21 protein-coding genes are annotated in these 21,314 nt (G+C 65.4%); 9 read left to right on the forward strand and 12 right to left on the reverse strand.

Annotated elements, in window-relative coordinates; genetic code table 11:
- Positions 1–85: 85 nt before the first annotated feature.
- The 8 genes from VHC04_RS16585 to VHC04_RS16620 form a co-directional block, all read right to left on the reverse strand.
- Positions 86–1,315, reverse strand: a complete 1,230-nt coding sequence (locus VHC04_RS16585; protein ID WP_325683272.1) for an MFS transporter — start codon at positions 1,313–1,315, stop codon at positions 86–88.
- A gap of 93 nt (positions 1,316–1,408) precedes the next feature.
- Positions 1,409–2,317: an LLM class flavin-dependent oxidoreductase gene (locus tag VHC04_RS16590; protein WP_325683274.1), complete on the reverse strand. Its 909-nt coding sequence runs from the start codon at positions 2,315–2,317 to the stop codon at positions 1,409–1,411.
- A gap of 42 nt (positions 2,318–2,359) precedes the next feature.
- Positions 2,360–3,316, reverse strand: a complete 957-nt coding sequence (locus VHC04_RS16595) for an ABC transporter ATP-binding protein (protein WP_325683276.1) — start codon at positions 3,314–3,316, stop codon at positions 2,360–2,362.
- Between the two features lie 2 nt (positions 3,317–3,318).
- A complete protein-coding gene (locus VHC04_RS16600) occupies positions 3,319–4,278 on the reverse strand; it encodes an ABC transporter ATP-binding protein (protein WP_325683278.1) in 960 nt (319 codons plus the stop codon).
- A gap of 1 nt (position 4,279) precedes the next feature.
- Positions 4,280–5,113 carry an ABC transporter permease gene (locus VHC04_RS16605; RefSeq protein WP_325683280.1) on the reverse strand — a complete coding sequence of 278 codons (834 nt, stop codon included), beginning with the start codon at positions 5,111–5,113 and terminating at the stop codon, positions 4,280–4,282.
- On the reverse strand, positions 5,110–6,057 hold the full coding sequence (locus VHC04_RS16610) for an ABC transporter permease (RefSeq protein WP_325683283.1): 948 nt from the start codon (positions 6,055–6,057) through the stop codon (positions 5,110–5,112). Before VHC04_RS16610 ends, VHC04_RS16605 begins: the two co-directional genes overlap by 4 nt.
- Positions 6,058–6,061: 4 nt before the next feature.
- Entirely contained in the window at positions 6,062–7,663 is a 1,602-nt protein-coding gene (locus VHC04_RS16615) for an ABC transporter substrate-binding protein (RefSeq protein WP_325683285.1), read from the reverse strand.
- A 748-nt stretch (positions 7,664–8,411) separates the two neighbouring features.
- Positions 8,412–9,602, reverse strand: coding sequence for an acyl-CoA dehydrogenase family protein (locus tag VHC04_RS16620; protein WP_325683287.1), 1,191 nt, complete (start codon positions 9,600–9,602; stop codon positions 8,412–8,414).
- Positions 9,603–9,687: 85 nt separating this feature from the next.
- On the opposite strand from VHC04_RS16620, the gene VHC04_RS16625 reads away from it, so the two are divergent.
- The 5 genes from VHC04_RS16625 (at position 9,688) to VHC04_RS16645 (ending at position 13,819) form a co-directional block, all read left to right on the forward strand.
- Positions 9,688–10,587: a glycosyltransferase family 9 protein gene (locus tag VHC04_RS16625; protein ID WP_325683289.1), complete on the forward strand. Its 900-nt coding sequence runs from the start codon at positions 9,688–9,690 to the stop codon at positions 10,585–10,587.
- 89 nt (positions 10,588–10,676) lie between these two features.
- Positions 10,677–11,165: a MaoC family dehydratase gene (locus tag VHC04_RS16630; protein WP_325683291.1), complete on the forward strand. Its 489-nt coding sequence runs from the start codon at positions 10,677–10,679 to the stop codon at positions 11,163–11,165.
- A gap of 190 nt (positions 11,166–11,355) precedes the next feature.
- Complete coding sequence (gene grrA / locus VHC04_RS16635) at positions 11,356–11,754, forward strand: GrrA/OscA1 family cyclophane-containing rSAM-modified RiPP (RefSeq protein ID WP_325683293.1); 399 nt, start codon at positions 11,356–11,358, stop codon at positions 11,752–11,754.
- Between the two features lie 12 nt (positions 11,755–11,766).
- Positions 11,767–12,936 (forward strand): cyclophane-forming radical SAM/SPASM peptide maturase GrrM/OscB, encoded by a 1,170-nt coding sequence (gene grrM / locus VHC04_RS16640; RefSeq protein ID WP_325683295.1) that lies wholly within the window; start codon positions 11,767–11,769, stop codon positions 12,934–12,936.
- A gap of 10 nt (positions 12,937–12,946) precedes the next feature.
- Positions 12,947–13,819, forward strand: a complete 873-nt coding sequence (locus VHC04_RS16645; RefSeq protein WP_325683297.1) for a hypothetical protein — start codon at positions 12,947–12,949, stop codon at positions 13,817–13,819.
- A gap of 146 nt (positions 13,820–13,965) precedes the next feature.
- Here VHC04_RS16645 and VHC04_RS16650 read toward each other — a convergent pair whose 3' ends face one another.
- The 4 genes from VHC04_RS16650 to VHC04_RS16665 form a co-directional block, all read right to left on the reverse strand.
- Positions 13,966–14,349, reverse strand: a complete 384-nt coding sequence (locus VHC04_RS16650; protein ID WP_325683299.1) for a hypothetical protein — start codon at positions 14,347–14,349, stop codon at positions 13,966–13,968.
- A gap of 269 nt (positions 14,350–14,618) precedes the next feature.
- The gene (locus tag VHC04_RS16655; RefSeq protein ID WP_325683301.1) at positions 14,619–15,944 is read right to left on the reverse strand and encodes an NAD(P)/FAD-dependent oxidoreductase; all 1,326 of its coding nucleotides are present in this window, start codon (positions 15,942–15,944) and stop codon (positions 14,619–14,621) included.
- Between the two features lie 173 nt (positions 15,945–16,117).
- A complete protein-coding gene (locus tag VHC04_RS16660) occupies positions 16,118–16,330 on the reverse strand; it encodes a hypothetical protein (protein ID WP_325683303.1) in 213 nt (70 codons plus the stop codon).
- A gap of 184 nt (positions 16,331–16,514) precedes the next feature.
- Positions 16,515–16,697 carry a hypothetical protein gene (locus tag VHC04_RS16665; RefSeq protein ID WP_325683305.1) on the reverse strand — a complete coding sequence of 61 codons (183 nt, stop codon included), beginning with the start codon at positions 16,695–16,697 and terminating at the stop codon, positions 16,515–16,517.
- 63 nt (positions 16,698–16,760) lie between these two features.
- Between VHC04_RS16665 and VHC04_RS16670 the strand changes: the two genes are divergently transcribed.
- The 4 genes from VHC04_RS16670 (at position 16,761) to VHC04_RS16685 (ending at position 21,228) form a co-directional block, all read left to right on the forward strand.
- A complete protein-coding gene (locus VHC04_RS16670; protein ID WP_325683307.1) occupies positions 16,761–18,017 on the forward strand; it encodes a dicarboxylate/amino acid:cation symporter in 1,257 nt (418 codons plus the stop codon).
- Positions 18,014–18,940 (forward strand): amino acid ABC transporter substrate-binding protein, encoded by a 927-nt coding sequence (locus tag VHC04_RS16675; RefSeq protein ID WP_325683309.1) that lies wholly within the window; start codon positions 18,014–18,016, stop codon positions 18,938–18,940. Before VHC04_RS16670 ends, VHC04_RS16675 begins: the two co-directional genes overlap by 4 nt.
- A gap of 401 nt (positions 18,941–19,341) precedes the next feature.
- Positions 19,342–20,379, forward strand: coding sequence for a GGDEF domain-containing protein (locus VHC04_RS16680; protein ID WP_325683311.1), 1,038 nt, complete (start codon positions 19,342–19,344; stop codon positions 20,377–20,379).
- Positions 20,380–20,466: 87 nt separating this feature from the next.
- A complete protein-coding gene (locus VHC04_RS16685) occupies positions 20,467–21,228 on the forward strand; it encodes an SDR family NAD(P)-dependent oxidoreductase (protein ID WP_325683313.1) in 762 nt (253 codons plus the stop codon).
- The last annotated feature ends 86 nt before the right edge of the window (positions 21,229–21,314 follow it).

The following is a 21,314-nucleotide window of genomic DNA, read 5'->3' on the forward strand; positions in this document are numbered from 1 at the left end:
AGCAGGTGGTTGGAAGGCGTGAATCGCGCTGTTGAATCAAAGAGGTGATAAGGCACGATAGAGTCCAACCCGACTCTATCGTGCTTTAGCCGCCGACCAAGGCCGGGCGTGGGCGGCGGCCGATGCCCGGCAACACGGGGCCGCCGAGCGTGATCTGGGCCACGCCGGCAATGACGCCCATCGTGACGCCGAAACGCCAGGCATAATCGTAGGAATGGAAGGCATCGAAGATCAGCCCGCCGCCCCAGGCGCCGATCACTGATCCGAGCTGATGCACCACGAAGGACAGGCCCAGGATCGTCGCCATATATCGGGTGCCGAACAACTCGGCGACATAGCCCGACACCAGCGGGATGACGCCCAGCCATAGCATGCCCATCGCCGCCGCGAAGGCGATGGTCGAAGCTGGCGTCGGCGGCGTGATGAAATACAGCGTGATCACCACAGAGCGTGAGACGTACAGCAGGCCCAGCAGGATGTATTTCGGAAACCGCGCGCCAAGCCAGCCGGCGAACCAGGAGCCGAAGATGTTGACGCCGCCGATGGTGGCGAGGGCAGAGGCGCCCAGCATTGGGCTCTGGCCGCAGATTGCCAGGTAGTTGGGCAGGTGGGTCGTCAGAAAGATCAGCTGCAGGCCGCAGACGAAATAGGCTGTTGCCATCACCAGGAACGGCCGGCTGGTCAACGCCGACCCGATCACCTCCCCCATCGTCGCCCGGCGTTCCGCCGGCGGCGGCATCCGGTCCACGGCGCCGGCCATGAAGGCGGCGGGGATCATCGCCGCGGCCAGCACGATGAAGAAGAGCACGCCGACATGCCAATGCCAGCGGGCCAGGATCTCCTGCACGATCGGCGCGATGACGAGGGTGCCGACCGAGGAGCAGGCACCGACCAGCCCCAGGATCTGGCTGCGCTTTTCCGCGGGCACCGCCCTGGCGGATGCGGTCATTGCCAACGAGGATGCCGTGCAGGCCAGGGCCATGCCGATGAAGGCGCCGGAGACCGCCAACATCACCGGCCCTTGTGCCACCAGCATCGCCAGCATGCCGATGATGTACAGCACGCCGCCCGCCATCATTGCCAGCCGCATGCCGTGCCGGTCGGCGAAGGCCCCCACAGGTGCCTGGCACAGGCCCCAGGTGATGTTCTGCACCGCCACGGCCAGGGTGAAGTCCGCGGCTGTCAGCGCGATGGAATGGGTCATCGGCGGCAGGAACAGGCCCAGGCTCTGCCGCATGCCCATCCCCAGGCTCATCATCGTGGCCGCGCCGGCCAGGATGATGGCCGGCCTTGGCAGCCGCGCCGCTGTCGTCATGAGTGGGACGTCCTCTTGAATATTGGCGCCCAAGGGTGCGCTGTCGCCCAGGGTGCGCTGTTCCGGCCTCAGGTCAAGACTTGCATGGCAGGGTTACGCAAAGGCGGCGAACACTTCCTCGATGGCCCTCATCTGGTTGCCCGCGGCGGAGGAGGGCACGATGATCAGGTCGCGGATGCCGGCGGCGCGCCAGGCCGCCACGCCTTCCCGCACTTTCGCGGCCGGGCCGAACAGCGTGTTGTCCGCCAGCCACTTGTCGGAATAGCATTTCGGAATGTCCGACTGGCGGCCCTCCGCGATGGCCTTTTCGACCGCGTCCATCTCCTCCTGATAGCCGGCTTCGCGCCAGTAGTTCCGATAATTCGGCAGCAGCCCATAACCGGTCAGGGTGCGGCGGTTCACCGCCTTCGCCGCCTCGATATCGTCGCTGATGCAGGTGGGGATCATGTTGCCGATAAAAAACGACGGATCGCTCCGCTTTGCGTCCGGCAGTGCCGCCAGCGAGGCGCTCATGTGCGACAGGCAGGCGTTGGCGAATACCACGCCCTCGGCGATCTCCCCCGCCAGGGCGACCATTTTCTGACGGAGTGCGGCGACGATGATCGGCGGCAGCGTCCCCAGCCCCTCCTGCGCGCGGAACCGTTCCACGAAGCCGCGGATATCGCCCAGTGGCTTGCCGGGCGTGACACCCATGCGGATATGGGCGGGGCCGTGGGCGATCCCAATGCCGAGGCTGAACCGGCCGGCGGACACTTCGTGCATCACCGCCGCGCTCTGCGCGAAATCCGTCACGGTGCGCTGATAGATCGGCGCGATGGCGGTGCCGAAGCGGATTGTCGAGGTGTTCCAGGCCAGCGCCTCGCAGAACGACATGTTGCCGAACATGCTGGGCGAGAAGATGCCGGGGAAGCCGCGGCGCTCGATCTCCTGTGCCACCTCGATGGTGCGGCGCCGCCGCCCAGGCACCGCGACGAGGCAGAGATGAGGCAATTGATCGGCCATATGTCGTTTCCTTGTCTTGAATGGATCAGGGTCTTGAATGGATCAGGCCAGGTGGCAGGCCACCTGGTGTCCGGGTTCGACCTCCCGCGGCATCGGGTCCTCACTGCGGCAACGATCCTGCGCCAGCGGGCAGCGCGGATGGAAGTGGCAGCCGGGTGGGCGGTTCACCGGGCTGGGCACATCGCCGCCCAGATGCTGCTTCTGCCGCCGCCGCGACGGGTCCGGCATCGGGACCGCCGTCATCAGCGCCTGGGTGTAGGGATGCAGCGGCCGGTCGAAGATCTGCTTGGTATCCGCGTACTCGACGATCCGGCCCAGATACATCACCGCCACCTGGTGACTGACATGCTCCACGACCGCCAGGTTGTGGGAGATGAACAGGTAGGACAGCTTTTCCTGCGTCTGCAGGTCCATCAGCAGGTTGATCACCTGTGCCTGCACCGATACGTCCAGCGCCGAGACGGGCTCATCCGCAACGATCAGCTTCGGCCCCAGCGCGAGCGCTCGCGCGATGGAGATGCGCTGGCGCTGCCCGCCGGAGAATTGGTGCGGGTACAACTCCATCTGCTGCGGGCGCAGGCCTACCCGTTCGAACAGCGCCTGGGTCTTGGCACGCCGTTCCGACCGGCTGGCGATGCCGTGGACCAGCAAGGGTTCCGCCACGATATCGCCGACCCGGCGGCGTGGGTTCAGTGACGAATAGGGGTCTTGAAACACGATCTGCATCCGCCGCCGCAATGCCCGAAGCTGGCGCGACGCCATGCCGGTGATGTCGGTGCCCTCAAACCGTATGGTTCCGGATGTCGGCTCGATCAGCCGCAGGATGGAGCGGCCGACGGTGGACTTGCCGCAGCCGCTTTCGCCGACCAGCCCGAGCGTCTTGCCTTCCTGAATGGCAAAGCTGACGCCATCGATCGCATGGACATGGTCCGCGGCTTTGCCCAGCCATCCGCTCGGTCCCGGAAAGTATTTCCGCAGGTCGTTGACTTCCAGCAGCATGGTCAGCTCACCCAGCAGGCGGCAAGATGGTTCGGCCGCTTCGGTTCCAGGCCGGGCATCGTGTCGCGGCAGGTGTCGATTGCGCTGGGGCAGCGCGGGGCGAAGGCGCAACCTGGCGGCAGGTTGCTCAATGGCGGCACGGTGCCGGCGATCTCCTGCAGACGCTTCGGCTGACCGATGCGCGGCACCGATGCCAGCAGGCCGCGTAAATACGGGTGCTTCGGATCGGCGAAAAGGTCGCCGATGCCACCCTCCTCCACCTTGCGGCCGGCATACATCACGATCATGCGGTCCGCGACCTCGGCCACCACGCCCAGGTCATGCGTGATCAGGACGACCGCGGTGCCCATCTCCTGGCGAAGATCGTCGATCAGGTCCAGCACCTGTGCCTGGATCGTCACGTCCAGGGCGGTGGTCGGCTCATCGGCGATCAGCACCTTGGGCTTGCAGGCCAGGGCCATGGCGATCATCGCGCGCTGCCGCATGCCGCCCGACATCTGGTGCGGATACTCGCCCGCCCGGCGGCGCGGTTCGGGGATGCGGACATGGTGCAGCATTTCCACCGCCCGCTCCCTTGCCGCCTTGCCCGAAACGTTCTCGTGCAGGGCGACCATCTCCGAGATCTGGCGGCCGACGGTCAGCAGCGGGTTCAGCGCCGTCATCGGCTCCTGGAAGATCATCGCGATCTCGCTGCCGCGCGCCTTGCGCATCGCCGCCTCGTCCAAGGTCAGCAGGTCGGTGCCGGCGACGCGCACCGATCCGGCGACGATCTTGCCGGGCGGCGAGGGGATCAGCCGCATCAAGGACAGCGCCATCATGGTTTTGCCGCAGCCGGATTCCCCGACAACCGCCAGCAATTCCCCTGGTTCGACGCTGAACGACATGTCCTGCACGGCGCGAACGGTGCCGCCACGCGTATGAAACACCGTGGACAGGCCGGAGACTTCCAGAACCGGTGCCATGTCAGTCTCCCATCCGCGGGTCGAGGTAGTCGCGCAGCGCGTCGCCGAACAGGTTGGCTCCGAACACCACCAGACTGATGGCGACGCCCGGAAAGATCACCAGCCATGGCGCACTGCGCATATATTCCGCTGCCGATTCGGACAGCATGCGGCCCCAGGACGGATAAGGCTCCGGCACGCCCAGGCCCAGGAAGGACAGTGATGCCTCGGTCAGGATGGTGGACCCAAGCTGCGCCGTGGCCAGCACGATCAGCGGCGCCAGGGTGTTCGGCATGACGTGCAGCAGCGCGATGCGGCTGTTGCGCATGCCGATCGCCCGCGCCGCCTCCACATAGTTCAGTTCCCGCAACGACAGCACGTTCGCCCTGATCACGCGCGCGACGTTCGGGATCAGCGGGATGGCGATGGCGATGATCGTATTGGTCAGCGACGGCCCCAACGAGGCGGTGATGACCAGCGCCATGACCAGCAGCGGCAGCGACTGCATGATCTCCGCCAGGCGCTGCACGACCAGGTCGAACCAGCCGCCGACATAGCCCGAGGCGAGGCCCAGCAGCGCCCCCAGGCCGCTGCCGATGAGGGTGGCGCCCAGTGCGACGGCCAGGGAGATGCGGGCGCCGTGGATCAGCCGGGACAAGACGTCGCGGCCCATCATGTCGGCGCCCAGCAGATAGGTGTTCCCCGGCGGCGCAAGTGACGCCTTCGGGTTGGTGGTCAGCGGGTCCAGTGGTGCGATCGCGTTGGCAAAGATCGCGACGAACACGAAGACAACCAGGATCAGGCCGCCGGCCACCCCCAGCGGGTAGCGCCGGGCCAGATAGATGAGTTCGCTCATGAGCCGAGCCGGATGCGGGGATCGACGATGGCATAGGTCAGGTCGACCAGAAGGTTGACCGCCACGACCACCGTGGCGATGAACATGACCAGGTTCTGCACCATCGGATAGTCGCGCCAGCGGATGGCCTCCACCAGGAAACGGGCGACGCCGGGAATGTTGAAGACGGTTTCCGTCACCACCAGGCCGCCGAACAGGAAGGCGGTTTCCACGCCGATGGTGGTGATCACCGGAAGCATCGCGTTGCGAAGCGCGTGAATGAAGGTGACCGCCGGTTCGGACAGGCCCTTCGACCGAGCGGTGCGGATATAGTCCTGGCGCATGACCTCCAGCATCGAGGATCGGGTGAGACGCATGATCAGCGCGGAGCTGCGTAGCCCGACCGTGGCGGCGGGCACGCCGAACATCAGCAGGGCGGCCCAGAGACTGTCCGGCGCCTGGTCATAGATCGGCAGCACGCCGGCCCAGTTGACGAAGGCCATCAGCACCAGCAGGCCCAGCCAGAAGGCGGGCATCGACAGGGCGGCCAGGCTGAACACGCGAAGCACATAATCGATCGCCGAGTTCTGCCGCACCGCGCTGACCACGCCGACTGGCACGCCGGTGCAGACAGCGAACAGGATCGCCAGCAGCGCCAGCCGCGCGGTGATGGGGATGCGCGGCAGCACCTCCTGCAGCACGGGCTTTTCGGACACGTAGGAATAGCCGAAATCGCCATGCACCAGGCCGTTCAGCCAGTGCAGGTATTGGATCACCAGCGGCTGATCGAGCCCCAGGTCGGAGATGATCTTCTGTTTCTCGGCCGGGTCGATCATGCCGGCTGAATCGAACAGGATGTCGGCGATGTTGCCGGGCGCGATCCGCAGCAACAGGAAGATCGCGATCGATACACCGAACAGGGTGAAGACCATCAGCCCGAGGCGGCGGAGGAAATACAGGAACATGCAGCTATTGATCCAGCCAGACGTCCTCGAACCGCCAGTGATTGTAGATCGTGTTGCGGGCGATCCGGATGCCATGGACGCGCGGCCACCAGCAGGTGCCGGCCTCGGCGAAGAACACCACCGGGCGGGCGCCGTCTTCCTGCAACTGCTTGTCGATCTCCCACACCAGCTTCCGGCGGGCGTCGATGTCCTGCATCATCGATTGCTCGTGGAACTTCTTCTCCAGCTCCGGATTGCAATACGATGTGTAGTTACGTTCCGATCCACAGAGGTAATTCTCGAAGAACTGCACGTCCGGATCATCGGTGCCGGTACCCTGGATGTTCATGGCCACCGAGAAATCCTTGCGCAGCAGCCGCGCGTACCAGACGGACGTGTCGATCGGTTCCAGTTCCGCCTGGATGTAGATCGTTTTCAGGTGGTCGATCAGGATCACGGCAGCGTCCCGATAGTCCTGGATGTTCCGCGTCGTGACCTTCAGCGGCAGCAAGTGGTCCGGGCCATAGCCCAGGGAGCGCATGATCTTGCGTGCCTCCTCCCGGCTTTTCTCGACATCCGCGCCGTAGCCCGGCACCGTCTCCATGTATTCCTTCGACCAGCCCCAGAACCCTTCCGGCGGCGGCAGGTTCGCGCCGCCGACGGGGTAGGCGCCCTGGCTGAGAATGTCGGAGAATGCCTTGCGATCGATCGCCAGCGTCATCGCCTTGCGGATCAGCGGGTTGTCGAAGGGCGGCCGTTCGCGATTCACCAGCAGGTTGCCCTGGGTGTTGGTCGACTGCATCACGCATTGCAGGGAGGGTGCCTGCTGCTGGATGTCCTTCATCAGTTGCGGAGTCAGCTCACCGGTGAAGGTCAGGTTGAATTTTCCCGTCACCATCGCCAGGACCATCGTCGCCCGGTTGGGAATGATGGTGTACTCGATGGCGTCCAGATAGGGCTTGCCGGGCTTCCAGTAATTCGGATTCCGCACCAGCTTGATCGACTCGTTCTGCTTGAACTCCTTGAACATGAACGGGCCGGTGCCGATCGGATGCGTGCGCATCTGGTTTGCCGGCACATGGCACGGATAGACCGGGGCAAAACCGCTGGCGAACATCGCCATGATCGAGGGCTGGGGGTCTTTCAGATGGAAGACCACCTTGTCATCGCCGTCGGTGGCGACGTCCTTGATGTTGAACCACCAGGTCTTTCGTGGATTTTTCCGCAGTTTGCTGTCGGTCTTGCCGGTCAGCATGTCCCAGGTGCACTTCACGTCGGCGCTGGTGAAGGGTTTGCCGTCGTGCCACGTGACGTTGTGGTGAAGCTGGAAGGTCAGCGTCCGGTTATCATCGCTCCAGGCCCAGGACGTCGCCAGGTCGGGGACGATCCTGTCGAGACGGTTGACGGGACTCTCCGGGTCGAACACGACAAGATTGTTGAACACCGCCATGAATGGCATGTCGGTGGAAATGGTCGCCTCCTCGAGGATCGAGGCACTGGGCGGATTGTCACGATGGGTGACGCGCAGTGTCCCGCCCTGCTGCTGCGTCATGGCAACCGAAGCAAATCCCGGCGCAAGCAGCCCGCACAATATTGCCGCCGCGCCGAACAGGCGGGATCCTCGCATCGGCATTTCCCCCAACACCAAGCCTTATCGCGTGGCACCTTAGCGAAGCGTCGTCGCCGAGGGAATGTCGCTTTTTCATTTTCCGAGCAGCCGGAAACAGGCGCCGCCTTTTATCCTTGCGGGCCGCCCATGCTCGGTCCGGACGTCATGGAGTGACGGAAGCCATGGCAGATCACGACGAGTGGTGGCGCGCAGATGATCGTAGCGGCCATCATCAGGTTCCACGATGCCTCATCGCTGTTCAGGAACCGCCCCTGTGCAGCCGGTCAGGAATCTGCACGGATACTCGTTCCGTGCCAGCAACAGGGTGCCGGTGCCCACGGTCACGGCCGGTTTCCCGAGCCGCAGGTGGATCCACCAGTCTACCCGTCCCTTGGCGATGGCCGGACGGGCCGGCACGCACGCCGCCGTCAGCGAAGCCGCGTTTTTCAGGATGCCTCGCCGTGCCGCTCCGCGCATGACCGCGCCTGTCGGGATGGATATCGTTACGTATTAGTAACTATAATGCGCGGCACAAGGCAGCGCCGCTGCACGCACGTCGTTGGGTTGTGACCGTTATCGTGGACGCGGAAGCCTGGGCAGACCGTCCGCGTTCGACGCGGATGCTCAAGATGATATCTATCATTTATACTTGTTCGAGTAGCAAAATATTCGCCAATTTGACCAGCGGCAGCGCCCGGCGCGCCGGAGAACGACGACCGGCACAGAGACAGATGTCCCCGCACCGGTCCCAGCCTGCCGGCCGCCTTCAATACGACCGCGGCATCCCCAGCACATGCTGGCCGACATAGCCCAGGATCAGGTTCGTGGAGATCGGCGCGATCTGGTACAGCCGCACTTCCCGCCATTTGCGCTCGATCTCATACTCGCGCGCATAGGCGAACCCGCCATGCGTCTGCATGCAGGTATCGGCCGCCTTCCACGCCGCTTCCGAGGCGAGCAGTTTCGCCACATTCGCGTCCGCGCCGCATTCCTGGCGGTTGTCGAACAGTGCGGCGGCACGGCGACACATCATGTCCGCCGCCTCCAGCTCGGCCCAGGCTCGGGCGATCGGGAACTGCACAGCCTGGTTCTTGCCGATCGGCGCGCCGAACACCACGCGGTCATTGGCGTAGGCGGTCGCCTTCTTCACGAACCATCGCCCGTCGCCCACCGCCTCGCTGGCCACCAGGATGCGTTCCGCATTCATGCCGTCCAGGATATAGCGGAAGCCGCGCCCTTCCTGCCCGATCAGGCTGCTGGCCGGGATGCGGAAATTGTCGAAGAACACTTCCGTCGTGTTGTGGTTGATCATCGCCTTGATCGGGCGGACCTCCAGCCCCTTGCCCTGGTTCTTCTCCCGCATGTCGATCAGGAACACCGACAAGCCGTCGCTGCGCTTCTTCACCTCATCGACCGAGGTGGTGCGCGCCAGCAGCAGCATCATGTCGGAGTGCATGGCGCGCGAGGTCCACACCTTCTGCCCGTTCACGATATAGGAGTCACCGTCGCGCACCGCCCGCGTCTTCAGCTGCGTGGTGTCGGACCCGGTGGTCGGCTCCGTCACCCCGAAAGCCTGCAGCCGCAGCTTTCCCGATGCGATCTGCGGCAGATACTCCTTCTTCTGGGCGTCCGATCCGTGCCGCAGCAACGTGCCCATGATGTACATCTGCGCATGGCCCTGGCTGGCGACGCAGCCATTGGCGTTGATCTCCTCCAGGATCACCGCCGCGGCGCGCAGCGGCAGGCCGGAACCACCATATTCCTCGGGGATCAATGCACCCAGAAAGCCGGCCTCGGTCAGCTCATCGACGAACGCGGTCGGATACGCCTGCTGGTCCTCCAGCTCGTTCCAGTAACTGCCGGGATAGCGGGCGCAGATCTTGCGCACCGAGTCGCGCAGCTCCGGGTAGTCCTCGCCCAGCGTTACGACAGTTGCATCCGAATGGGGGTCCGGCATTGGTGGCATCTCCTCACGATCCGTTGGCGCGCACGCTTGCCCCAGCGTGGCCTGCCGGTCAAACCCCTGCTACGTCCGGCGTTGCATGCGAATCCTGTTCGTCACCTCCAACCGGCTCGGCGATGCGGTGCTGTCCACCGGCCTGCTGAACCATCTGGTCCGGACTCACCCCACCGCCCGGATTACAATCGTGTGTGGGCCGGTCGCGGCGGGCCTGTTCGACCGCATGCCCAACCGTGAGCGGACGATCGTGTTCCGCAAACAGCGCTGGGGGCGCCATTGGCTGCCGCTCTGGGCCCGGGCGGCCATCACGCTGTGGGATCTCGTGGTGGATATCAGGGCATCGGCGATCGCCTGGCTGGTGCCGACGCGGCGGCGCGCGGTGTTCCGGCGCGGCCCCGGGCCCAAGATCGCGCAGCTTGCCGCCACGTTGCGCCTGTCGCCGCCGCCGTTGCCGGTGGCCTGGTTCAACGACGCCGACCGCGCGCGTGTGGCGGCCCTGCTGCCGGCGGACCGTCCCCTGATCGTATTGGCCCCCACCGCCAACTGGGCACCCAAGGTATGGCCGGCCGCTCGGTTCGCCGCAATGTTCAGCCATTTGGCGGCCACAAGGCTGCCCGGCGCCGTGCCGGTCATCCTGGCCGGCCCCGGATCGACCGAGGTGGCCATGGCTGCGCCGCTGCGAGCGCTGCTGCCGGAGTCGATCGACCTGACCGCGCGGCTGAGTCTGCCCGAGGTATCCGCGTGCCTGGCCAGAGCGAGCCTGTTCGTCGGCAATGATTCCGGATTGATGCACATGGCTGCGGCGGCCGGCGCTCCGACCGTTGGCCTGTTCGGCCCCACCGACGCCATGATCTATGGCCCGGCGGGCCCGCGCGCCGCGGCGGTGGTGGCACCGGACGGCACCATGGCCGGCCTTTCGGTGGCGCAGGTCGTCCATGCCGCCGAGGCCCTGCTGGCGCACGATGCCCGCGTTGCCGGGTGATCCTGGGGCGTGGCAGTATCCGACCCAAGGGTACCCGCGTTGCGCATCGGCGCTGTCGGACCTGATCTTCTCCAGCCCGCAGGAGCGCCATGAACGCCGTGTTCGCCACGCCGCCCGAGAATCGGTTCTTCGAGGATTATGAGGTCGGCGCGACCTATCACCTGGGCAGCTTCACCGTGTCGGAGGACGAGATCGTCGCTTTCGCCACCATCTATGACCCGCAGGCGATGCATGTGGACAAGACGTTGGCCAAGGCCGGACCGTTCGGCGGGGTGATCGCCAGCGGCTGGCAGACCATGTCGCTGACCATGCGCCTGATCGCTGACAATTTTCTGCCGCATAACGGGCTGCCGTCGCCTGGCATCGACGAGTTGCGCTGGCCGGCCCCGGTGCGGCCAGGCGACACGCTGTCGGTGAGGGCCTCGGTGCAGCAGGCGCGCCGGTCGCGCACCAAGCCTGATCGGGGCATGCTGACGACGCTGATCGAGACGGTCAACCAGAGCGGCGACGTCGTATTGAGCCTCCGCCCGATGAACCTCGTGCGCTGCCGTATCCTGGAGGCAGTCCCGCAAAGCTGAGGAAATGCCCCGCTTTCGCCGTGGTTCTGCCACGGAGCGCCTTCAAAACGCCGCGATACACGCATACGACATAGCCAGGCCACGATGAAATCACGGCATCACCGTCCATCCCAATGTCTGCCCCCGGGATGCGCGCTGCCGGCTATCCGGCATCCGCACCCAAGGGCGCTCGGCACGGAGGCATGAGGACATGAGTTCGATACAGCGCACCATCCGAGTGCTCGCGACACTGCTCCCGCTTGGAGTGGCTGGCGCATCGGCGGCCTTGGCGGCCGCGCCCGGGAAACTTGCCGCCGACCCGGCCAACCAGCCGGGCGTGGCTGCCAGACTGGCCGCGATCCGCTCCGCAGTGTCGCAGGCGGCGGCACATCCCGCGGTTGACACGCTGGTGGACCCGGCGGTCCGCAAGGCATGGTGGGGGAATATCGGTCCCCGTGTGTGGGGCAACGGCGGCTGGCGGTGGCCGAATGGCTGGCGCAACGGGGGTTGGGCGAACGGCGGCTGGCGCAACTGGGGCAATGGCTGGCGCAACGGGGGCTGGCACAACTGGGGCAACGGGGGTTGGCCAAATTTCTGGCGCAACTGGTAGGGTCCGGGCGGGATGATCCCGACGCCGCGGATCGACACGCTGGTCCTGCAGCCGACGCCGTTCTGCAACATAGCCTGTACTTACTGCTATCTGCCGAACCGGTCTGACCGGGCGGTGATGGCACCGGACACCATCCGCGCCGCATTTCGGCGCGTCTTCGAGTCCGGCTGGTGCGAGCCGGAGCTGACCGTGATCTGGCACGCCGGAGAGCCGCTGGTGCTTCCGGTCGACTATTATCGCGTCGCCTTCGCGTTGATCGAGGAATTGCGGCCGCCGCCGATCCGGCTGCGCCACGCCGTGCAGACCAATGGCATGCTGGTCACACCCGGCTGGTGCGCCTTGTTCCGGGAACACGATGTCGGCGTCGGTGTCAGCATCGACGGGCCGCGGCCATTGCACGACCGCTACCGGAAGACCCGCAACGGCGCCGGTACCTTCGACCGGACCATGCAAGGTATCCGCCTGCTGCGGGAGCACGGCGTGGATTTTCACGTGATTACGGTCCTGACCGCCGACAGCCTGGACGACCCCGAGTCCCTTCTGGACTTCTATACCGAGGCCGGCATCGACCAGATCTGCTTCAATGTCGAGGAATCCGAGGGCGACCACACCTCTGGTCTGTTCGCGCAGGCCGGCTTGCGCCAGCGCTTCGCCGATTTCCTGGGTCGGTTCTGGCGCGGGGCCCGGGCGCGCGGCGATATCCGCTTCATCCGCGAAATCGACTCGATGCTGCCGCGCATCGTCCGGCCCGATGAGGCGCCCATCCGCAATGAGCAGGTGGTGCCGTTTGGCATGGTGAACGTTGCCGCCAACGGCGACGTGTCCAGTTTCTCGCCTGAGCTTCTGGGCCTCCGGCATGCCGATTATGCGGACTTCATCGTCGGCAATGTCCACACGCACAGCCTGGCGCAGATGCTGGAGAGTGACGTAATGCGGCAGCTATGGCGTGATATCGCGGCTGGCGTGGCGCGGTGCCAAAAGGGCTGCGAGTATTTTTCGGTTTGCGGTGGCGGCGCTCCGGTGAACAAACTGTCCGAAAATGGTCGCCTTGACAGCGATCGCACACGGTTCTGCGAGTTGACCCAGATGGTGCCCACCGATCTGATCCTGGACGCGCTGGAACGGTTCGGCCCGACGCTGGACCAGCCGATCCCGCAGCACGCCGCGCCGCCGTCGCCATAGGGAACCCGCCATGCCCAAACTCCGTCTGCTGACCACGTGTCTGATGCTGACATCGGGTCCGATGCCGTTGGGTCTGATCCCGCCGGATCTGGCTCCATCGGGCCAGCTGCCTTTTGGCGTTGCCACCGCGTCGGCGCAGACCGCGCCGCACTCTGCCTCCGGTCCATCTGCCGCGACCCGCGCGGTACCCACGCCGGTACCCACGCATACGGCGCCGGCCGCCAAGCCTGCGGCCTCCACGGGCTCGGCCAATCCCGTCGCGGTGCCCGGCATGACCACGCAGGACGCGGGAAGCTCGGATGACGAACAGACTCCGCTGGATGAACGGCTGCCGGTTTTTGCCATCACCGGCATCGAGATTTTGCACAGCAAGCTGAAACCTGGGCTCGACATGGTGATGGTCAGCGGGTTGACCAGTTCGGACGGCTGGTCCGGCGCCGAGCTGGTGCCGCTGACCCGGACCGTGCCACCGGACAATGTGCTGAACCTCGTGCTGGTGGCGTCACCACCCGCCGAGTCGATGGCGCCGACCGGCTACGTGCCGCTGTTCGCCATGTTGCCGCTGCCGCCGGATCATCCGTTCAAGGCGATCCGTGTGCGCGGGGCCACCAACAGTGTGCTGTTGCAGGATGCGGCCGGCTCGATCGAGGTGGCTCCGCCGCCCGAGCCATGCACGGTGTGTATCGGACGGTATTTCGTTGCCAAGGGCGCAACGGCGCCGAACGGCGTGCCGGAGGACAAGCTGTTGCGGCAGGAATCGTTGCCGCCTAATGCGCGGGTCATCCGGCCGGAGGATGGTATCGGCGATGTGCAGCGCAACCCAGACCGGTTGACGATCGTGATCGGCGAGGACGGCCGCGTCGTCGACGCGATATGGGAGTAGTGGCGCCGCGTGGCCACGGTACGTGGTCCGCAGGAGCCGCCGCATCCGGCTGAACGGGTGATGCATCGCGCACGCATGCCGGACGCCCCTCGTGGTCCGACCGCGGCGCCTTGAACGTTTCTTGCGAGACGGTGAGATGTCCCGCGTCAGGCGGCTTGCAATGCGGCGCGCGGCCGGGAAGTGCCGCCGACGAGGCCGATCACCGTGGCGGCTGCCGCGGCCCAGGAAGCGCAGGGACGGTCGGATTGCCAGTCATCGGCGACGATGGTGGCGACATGGGGGATCTCATTCCGGTCATGCAGCAGGAACGCCGGCCGAACCGGATCGTCGTCGTCGGGCAGGATGATGATGGACAGGTCCCCATCCGGGTCGATGAACCGCTCAACGGTCCAGCCTTGCGGCAGGTCGGCTTCCAGCTGGTTCGCGGCCTCGGCCTTGAAGGCGAACAGGGAGATCACGCCATATTGTGCAGGTGGGACCGGCTCAGCGGGGGCCGGTACTGGCGTGTGGGCAAGTCGTAGCGCTGTCATGGGGTTTTCCCTTGGTTTTTCCACGGGCCGGACGACTCGTGCGCGGCGGATGCACAGTTTTGGACCGCAAAAGGTTAATCAAAGGTTAATGGATACTGCCGGGAAACCTAATACTTTCAATAAGTTGATATACAACCATACGTTGTTTTCGCCATGTACCGTTGCGACAGGGATCAACCGCGCATGGACGGACAGCCGCCGGTTTTGGAACGGGTGCCGCTACCAAGGGTTGTATCGACCGGACTTGGTCGGTGATCTGCGGCGGTGGATCAGCCGGTCAGACGCGCCAGGCGGCGATCGAGGTCGTCGCGGAACCGGTACCACCGCCCGATCGCCGGCAGGAACCAGGGATTGCCGGTGTACAAGGGATGCGTGGGGAAGTCCTCGGTGTCATAGGCGCTGGGCCGGTTGGCGACGCCGGCGATCTTCCTGGCGGTCTGCCAGCCCAGATAGGTCATCATGGCGACGCCGCTGCCATTGCAACCCAGCAGATAGTGCATCCCATCCGGCTGGCGTCCCATATGCGGCAGGGCGTCCAGCGTGAAGGCGACATTGCCGGTCCAGGCATGGGTCACCGCCACGCCCTTCAATTGTGGGAAGCGCTCGGTCATGAACTGGTACAGGACGGGGGCGCTTTCGGCCGCCGTGACTTGTGTGAACCGTGCGCGTCCTCCGAACACCATCCGTTTCCCGTCCGGTGACATGCGGTAGTAGCAGAGGACCCGCCGCGTGTCGGACAGGGTGCGGCCTTTCGGGATCAGGCTGTGCGCCAGGCCCTCCGGCAATTCCTCGGTGGCGATGATATGGCTCGCCAACGGCACCACCCGCCGCTTCAATTCCGGCGTGATGTCGCCGGTATAGCCATTGGTCGCGATGACCACCTGGTCAGCGCGAACCGGACCGCGGGCCGTCCGCACCTCCCACGCGCCCTCCTGCCCGGTAATCCGCTGCACCGGTGTCTTGGCGCAGATGGTGATACCGCGGCGACGGCACGCATCCAGCAAGCCCTTGTAATAGAGCGCGGGATGCAGCGAGGCGGAGCGTTCCACGACCATGCCGCCATAGTAATAGTCGCTCGCCATTTCCTCCCGCTGGCGTTCGCGTGGCACCATGAAGGCCCCCGATTTCGCGGCGTCGTTCAGCAGGGCGAGCTTCTTCTCCTGCGCCGCGTAATGTTTGGGCGTCCAGGCCCCCACGAAGCGGCCGCGCTTCTGCCAGAAGCAGTCGATGGATTCCTCGGCGATCAGGCGCTCGATCAGTGCGAACGCATCCGACCCGTCCGCCAGCACGCCGCGCGCCCGGTCCGAGGTCGGATCGAGGCCCTTGCCTGAAAAGCTCTTGCCGATATTGACGCCGCCGCTGACCGCGCCGCCATTGCGGGTACTGGCGCCGAAGCCCAGCTCATTGGCTTCCAGGACGACGCAATCGACGCCGTTCTTTGCCAGTTCCAGCGCGGCGGACAGGCCGCCATAGCCGCCGCCGACGATCGCCACCCGCACCTGCGCCGGCACCTCGGCCGGGTTGGTGGCGGTTGGTGTCCAGGCTTCCCACCAATAGGGCGAGGGCTTGAAGTCGGCGTGGTAGATGCCTGCCATGGCGCGGTTCCCCTGCTGACACGCCGCGAACGGCACGTGCCGGCGAAGCGTGCCAGCGGCCGGCCCGCGGCGCCAGATGGAATGAGGCCAGATGGAATGAGGCCAGATGGGCTGAAGCGCGCAGGAATGAAGCCCGCCGGAATGAGGGGGGGCGGTGACAGGTCTGCCGACGACTACTTGCCGCGCAGCCGCCGAGCGTTCGCTGTTGCCGCCCGCAGGTACGGTGCCAGCACGGCATGCGGACCTTGGCCACGCATCAACGCCAGCCCCGCGCGCCGCGAGGCGTGCATTTTCTCCGTGACCATGCGCTGATATTCAGCGGCATTGCAGGTGCCGCGCGCCATCATCGCGGTCCGCCGCAGGATCGTTTCGCCCGATGCCTGCATCAGGCTGGCGATCAGGTTCGGAAGAGGTCGTGCGCGCCTTCGCATGCCCGGACATGTGAGGCGGCCGGGCACCGCGTGCAAGGTGCCGCAGGCGCCGCGGGCTCCAACGGTGCCGTGGGCGGTGCCGTGGGCGGTGCCGTGGGATCGGTTCGCCTTGGGGGGAGAAGGCGGTGGAACAGAGCCGCTAGCGGGGCAGATCGGTCTGCACGGCCGATCGGGCGCCGGCCTGCCGGGGTTTGGTTTTCAGCATTGCGTACGCGGCGGTCGGGGCGGTGAAATGCGTCACCGCCCGCTGCGCGGGTGGCTGGCAGGCGCGGCCGGGCGGCCAGTGCGTCGGGGATTGCAACGGAATTGCAATCGGTCGCATGCTCATGGTCTTCCCGCCTGCTCAAGCGGGGCTGGCGAAGGGGGGCGCATGAAATCGAGCCGGATGACGACCTATATCCTGATCGCGATGATCCTGGGGATCGCGGTCGGCGGTTTGGTGCATGCCCAGATCGATAGCCCGGCGACGCAGAAGGACATTGCCGGCTACGTCTCGATCGGCAGCATGATCTTCCTGCGGCTCATCAAGATGATCATAGCCCCACTGGTGTTCTCCACCCTGGTGGTCGGCATCGGCCACATGAGCGATGCGGGTGCTGTCGGGCGCGTCGGCGGCAAGGCCATGCTGTGGTTCATCTGCGCCTCGCTGGTATCGCTGACGCTGGGGCTGATCCTGGTCGATCTGTTCGAGCCGGGGGTTGGCGTCCACAAGGTGGCGGCCGGGATGCGGTCAGGCATCGATGCCCACGCCATGTCGCTGGACGGGTTCATCAAGCACGTGGTCCCGGAGTCGGCGATCAAGCCCATGGTGGACAATGAAATTCTGCAGATTGTCATATTCTCGCTGTTCTTCGGCGTCGCCTGCGCCGCGTTGGGGGACCGAGCCAAGGCGGTGCTTGAAGGGATCGAGGCCCTGTCGCACATCATCCTGCGTGTGACCGGCTACGTGATGCTGTTGGCGCCGCTCGCGGTGTTCTGCGCCATGGCGGCGACGATCTCGACCAACGGGCTGGGTATCCTGGCCGCCTATGCCAAGTTCATGGGCCAGTTCTACTTCGGCCTGCTATGCCTGTGGATCCTGCTGGTCGTGGTCGGCTTCCTGATCCTGGGCCCCGGCGTCAAGCGGCTGGTCATGCTGGTGCGCGAACCATTCCTGCTCGCCTTCTCGACCGCGAGTTCCGAGGCGGCGTATCCGAAGCTGCTGGAACAACTCGCCAGGTTTCCGATCGCGCGGAAGATCAGCGCCTTCGTGCTGCCGCTGGGTTACTCCTTCAACCTGGACGGGACGATGATGTACTGCACCTTCGCAACCATCTTCATCGCCCAGGCCTATGACATCCAGCTTTCGCTGGGTACCAAGATCGCCATGCTGCTGACCTTGATGCTCACCAGCAAGGGTGTCGCCGGCGTGCCGCGCGCTTCGCTGGTGGTGATCGCCGCCACGCTGACGCAGTTCAACCTCCCGGAAGAAGGGTTGCTGCTGATCCTGGGCATCGACACCTTCCTCGACATGGGCCGCTCCGCCACCAACGTGATCGGCAATTCGCTGGCCGCCGCAGTGGTCGCCAAGTGGGAGGGGCAGCTGATCTTCGATGCGGAGGATCGTGAGACGATCGAGGATCTGGAGCCCGAAGTGGCGTGATCCACCGCTTCACTCTCCTGCTGCTGACCGTTCTGCTGGCGGGCCTGCCCGCGTGGGCGCAGGACGATGTCCTGCTCACCGGGACCCTGAAGACGATCCATGACCATGGCACGATCCGTATCGGGGTCCGCGACGGTGCGGTGCCATTTTCGTTCCGCAATAAGGCCGGCCAGCCGATCGGCTTTACGGTCGATCTGTGCAGGGCCATTGCGGGGGATGTGGCTACGGCGCTGCACAGCGATCTGCTGGAGCCCGATGCCCCTGCCTGGCAGCGCGGCATCCGCATCCAGTTCATTCCGGTGGCGGCCGACGCCCGGCTGTCGATGCTGGTGTCCAATGCGATCGACCTGGAATGCGGCTCCACCACCGCCAACGCGGAGCGCGCTCGGACGATCGCGTTTTCTCCCGTATTCTTCGTGGCCGGCACCAGGCTGATGGTGAAACGTGGCAACCCCGCCAGGTCTTACCGCGCGCTGGCCGGCCGCGGCGTATCGGTCAGTGCCGGAACGACCAATGAGGCCGTCATGCAGCGCCTGGCGTCAACGGTATCGCCGCCCCTGGAGGTCAAGCCCCTGCCGAGTACGGACGCCGCGTTCGATGCGCTGGCAGAGGGGCAGGTGGACGCGATGGCATCGGATGACGTGCTGCTGGCCGGTGTCGTCGCGCTGCGCGGCGTGGGCGCCGACTACCGGATCATCGGCAACTACCTGTCCTATGAGCCCTACGCGATCGGCTTCCGCAAGGACGATCCGGACTTCTCCGCGCTGATCACCGCCACATTCCGGCACCTTGCCGCCTCCGGGGAGTTGGCGGAGCGTTACGACCGGTGGTTCCTCGAGAGGCTGCCGAACGGTGCGACGCTCAATCTGCCGATGAGCCCGGAACTGACCGAAATCTATCGCGCACTGGGCGCGCCGGACTGAAACCGGTTACGGCGCCGTCCCGACGGACCCGCCGTGGCATGGGGTCTCCGGCGGTCCCTGGGGAACACCAGGCCCGCCCGCATCGGCCGCGAAGGTTCAAGCACGGCCCGGTATGCCGCCGTTCTTGCCATCCCGTTTCACCTGAAGATGGTGGTCGAGCTGACCATGTACGATCGGTGAAGGATCGCCTGTTCGGGATGGAACGGCGACCAGGGTGTCCCAAGCCGAGATTGCATGACCGATATGGTTCCCAGGAAATATCGAATGCCATTCTGCGTATCGAATGCGGATGCGCGGAAACTGACGTCCGTCTCATTTAATATTGCAATCTATCGTTGTTGATGTGGCTCAAATATCGATTGACACGTTACGGGCGTGACTTCAATGAGGCCATATCTCAGGTGACCGGGGCTGCGTGCGTGCAGGGATACCAGAAGATTAGCGCGATCGGGGATCTGGCCTGGCAGTTGATGAGGACTGCCAGCATTCCCACAACGCCGCGAAATTATGAGATTTTGTTCACTGTCTGTGCGTCTGATAAACCGGCGCTCAGTCGCCGCGTCGCAAGCCTGCTGCACAGCGGCGCCTCCATCACGCCGGGCATCCTGGATGACCTGTACCGAGAGTTCTTTGAAATTCCATCCGACCTTGCCGTCGCACGGGAAATTTCAACCGGTCTGCATACCGTGGCAAACACCGTATTGCGGGACATGGGAGACGGTCAGCGGGTTCTGGTTTCACTGGATCAAGCCTTGTCCGCGGTGCCGGAGACTTTGGATGGGCCGACGGATGTGGAGACGGTGCGGCGTGCCTCGGCGACGGTCGGCGACGCATCTCGCCTGGCGGGGGTTCGTCTCGGCAAGCTGGAGACACAGCTGGCGGACGCGATGGCCAGCATTCATGCGCTGCAGGAACGGTTGACGGCAGCGGAGCAGGCCGCGCTCATCGACGCACTGACCGGCCTGGCGAACCGTCGCAATTTCGACGCGACATTGTTGCGCCACACGATGCAGGCCGACGCGCGCAAATCGGCCTTGTCGCTCCTGCTGCTCGATATCGATCATTTCAAACGCTTCAACGATACCTACGGACACCCGGTTGGTGATCGGGTGCTGCGCCTGTTCGCGCATGTCCTGCGATCCCAGATCGGCCCCGCCGACACCGCCGCGCGATATGGCGGGGAGGAGTTTGCCGTGATCACGCCCGACTCCGACATACATAAGGCTGCCCAGCTGGCCGAGAAGATTCGCAGTACGCTGGCTGACCAGCCGGTCATCAACCGAAGTTCCGGCGAATCGTTCGGCATCGTCACCTGTTCGATCGGCGTGGCTCTTTTTGTTCCGGGGGAGCGGACGGGGGATCTCGTGGATCGTGCCGACAGGGCGCTGTATCGGGCAAAGAACGAAGGGCGGAATACGGTTCGCATCGACGCGGCATAAAGGCCACGCTGCCTGCCATCGTTGGCGTTCCGCCGCCTGCCGGTGCACTCTTCGGCCGTGTGATGGCCTGAGGAGGAGACAACGCCCATGACCGAACCGCTTGTCCTGTCCGCCGATCCGCCGGCCGGCACGCGCTTGCTGGTGACCGGCGGCGCCAACGGCATCGGCCGCGCGGTCGCGGATGCCTATGCGGCGCGCGGCGGCAAGATATGTATCCTGGACCGCGTGCCGGTGCCGGATGCGCCGCAAGGCTGGATCTGCCTGGAAGGCTCCGTCGCCAACGCCGCCGACGTGGAGCGTGCCTTCGTGGAAATGGACCGCACCTGGGGCGGTGTCGATGTCGCCTTCGCCAATGCCGGTATCAGCCAGAACAAGCCGACCCTGGAACTGACCGAGGCGGAATGGCGTTCGGTGCTGGATGTGAACCTGACCGGCGTGTTCCTGACGGTGCAGGCGGCGGGGCGGCGCATGGTGGCGCAGGGGGCGGGACTGATTCTGGCGACCAGCAGCATCTACGGCCTGACCGCCGCGCCGAACCGTATCGCCTACACCGCCACCAAGGGTGCCGTGTCGCAGATCGTCCGCACCCTGGCCAGCGAGTGGGGGCCGTCGGGCGTGCGGGTCAACGGCATCGCGCCGGGCTATGTGCGGACCGCAATGGCCGACAGGCTGATCCAGCAGGGCAAGTTGGACCAGACGGCGTTGATGGCCCGCACGACGCTGCGCCGTTTCGGGTTGCCGGCGGATATCGCGGGGATGGCCTGCTTCCTGGGCTCGCCGGCGGCGGCCTGGATCAACGGCGCCATCATGTCCGTCGATGGCGGCTGGATGGCCAATGGCGGCCCATAGAGCGCGATCGCCTGAAGCCGGCGGTTGGAAGGCGTGAATCGCGCTCTTGAATGGCGATAGAGCGCGATCGCCTGAAGCCGGCGGTT

Origin of the sequence: Rhodopila sp., from assembly GCF_035548095.1 — a bacterium.
In the GTDB taxonomy this organism is placed as follows: Bacteria; Pseudomonadota; Alphaproteobacteria; order Acetobacterales; family Acetobacteraceae; genus Rhodopila.